1 pseudogene is annotated in these 292 nt (G+C 64.4%); it reads right to left on the reverse strand.

Annotated features, from left to right (window positions below):
* Positions 1-292, reverse strand: a pseudogene (locus tag H6B10_RS16060) (mucin desulfatase); the annotation flags it as partial.

The following is a 292-nucleotide window of genomic DNA, read 5'->3' on the forward strand; positions in this document are numbered from 1 at the left end:
GGGGAATGGTTTCGTGCAGGGTGGCGGCGGGATAGCCGGCCAGCTGCTTCTGGAAGTTGCCAAAGGCCACGGCACTCTGGTAGAAATCTTCCGGCGTCTTGACCTGCTGCAGGCAGACGGTGTCCTCCACAAAGGCGTACACGCGCCAGCAGCCGCCCTCGGCGTCGCGGTAATAGGGTTTGCCGTCCACGGTGGGAATGACCTGCAGGGTCACCCGGGCGGGGTCTTCGCCCCGCTGGGCAGCCTGCTTGCGCAGGTATTCGTTCACGCCGCAGATGTTCTTCATCAGGCC

Source organism: Gemmiger formicilis, from assembly GCF_016901605.1.
GTDB classification, from domain to species: domain Bacteria; phylum Bacillota; class Clostridia; order Oscillospirales; family Ruminococcaceae; genus Gemmiger; species Gemmiger formicilis_B.